We start from the raw sequence: 1,487 nt of genomic DNA on the forward strand, positions 1-1,487 counted from the left end.
GCTCACGCGTTTGCAGACCGATATGAATGCGCCTGCGTTTACTACGTGGCTGACGACGCAATTGGGGAAGAAATAAGAAAAGGCCGGTTCCCAGCCAAGAGCACCGGCCTTCTCCCGTTTAACGTAGCGGATTAGCTATTCGGGTAGGCAACCCCAATGGCTTGGCCCTGGTTATAGTGAACATTGGGTTGCGCCGTGAGGTTGATATTGCAGGCCGCTTCGAACAGAACAATGTGATCCGAGCCGCCGAACTGGAAGTAGGAGAATTCCTCGCCCTTATGCAGGGTTTTGCCCACTTCGGCGGTCATCACGACCGAGGAAACCTGCGCCATCCCAATCGGCAACACCGCGACGAGGCCGATGGGGCTATCGAGCACGATCAACCCGCGCGCCTGTGCGAATTGGTAGCCGGTGCCATCTTGAACGTGTAGACGATGAATACGATGGCTACTCGCCTCACCCTCTTCGTCAGGCGTAGCGACAACATCCATATAAACACGCCCCAAGATTACACGAGACTCAAGAACCACTCCAGAAACAGGAGTATGAAGTCGATGATAATCATAAGTATTCAAAAATGAGTGAATAAATTTACCGCCAGAAAAACGATTCCGATAAGGACTTTCTTTCAAAAGTTCATCAATCGACCAATCTAATGATTTAACATGCACTGTTGAATTACTATCGATATCCCAGACGCCAACTAAGGTTGAATCCGCCGCTGACACAATGACAGAATCATCGTTAAGATTATCGATTGGCCTTGCTCCGGGCTTGATATGACGCGCGAATAACTGATTAAAAGTTTTATAACCACTCGGAGGCGGCATATAATCATTCATCTTGAATTTCGGTGACTTAAGAAAAGACTCCAATGAACCTTCATTTACTGAAGCTTCCGAGTCCATATATAATCCCATTTCATGAGCGAACGCCACCATCCAGGCGGAGAGGGGTGTTGAGTTTTTTGATGATTCTTGGGGTAAAATTGTATTTTGTAATGATTTTAAAGATTTTTGATTCAGAATAAAATAAAACTCACTTACGCGCTTATATATTTCATCCCCGACATAAGTTTCTCTCGGTGTCCATCTTAAAAGAGAATCAAGCCATTCAAAATATGATTCTAGATCTGACACATCTCTAAGCTCAGCAATATTATATTCACGAACATCCTTTAATGCGGCCTCAAAAAGTCTCGTCCAATTATTTTCCTCAATAAGGTCAGAAAGCTGCCTAACTACCGAATTTTTTATTCTATATGACGCCTCGACAAACATGAGACAACCTTTGAGAGAATTTTAGACAGCCGCTAGATATCTTGAGTTTCAAGATATGTCAATTAACACTTTATTAAACAAATATGTTCGGAAAATTACTCGCTCAGGGCCTCCGCTTGGAGGCGGCTGGATAGGGTGATCGTTATTTGAAATTATAATTACGCTCTAGATGGTTCCCCATCGTAGAGCGTCTGGGCGCATGCCGTA

The 1,487-nt window shown here is 44.6% G+C and carries 1 protein-coding gene; it reads right to left on the reverse strand.

Going from position 1 to position 1,487, the window contains the following annotated elements:
* Positions 1 to 131 precede the first annotated feature (131 nt).
* Positions 132 to 1,280 (reverse strand): phosphatidylserine decarboxylase, encoded by a 1,149-nt coding sequence (locus VZ95_RS20610; RefSeq protein WP_045777530.1) that lies wholly within the window; start codon positions 1,278 to 1,280, stop codon positions 132 to 134.
* Positions 1,281 to 1,487: the final 207 nt, after the last annotated feature.

The organism is Elstera litoralis, assembly GCF_000963705.1.
In the GTDB taxonomy this organism is placed as follows: domain Bacteria; phylum Pseudomonadota; class Alphaproteobacteria; order Elsterales; family Elsteraceae; genus Elstera; species Elstera litoralis.

Bases quoted from the DNA above. Each gene is read 5' to 3' on its own strand.
- VZ95_RS20610 (WP_045777530.1), bottom strand. From the start codon at position 1,280: ATGTTTGTCGAGGCGTCATATAGAATAAAAAATTCGGTAGTTAGGCAG.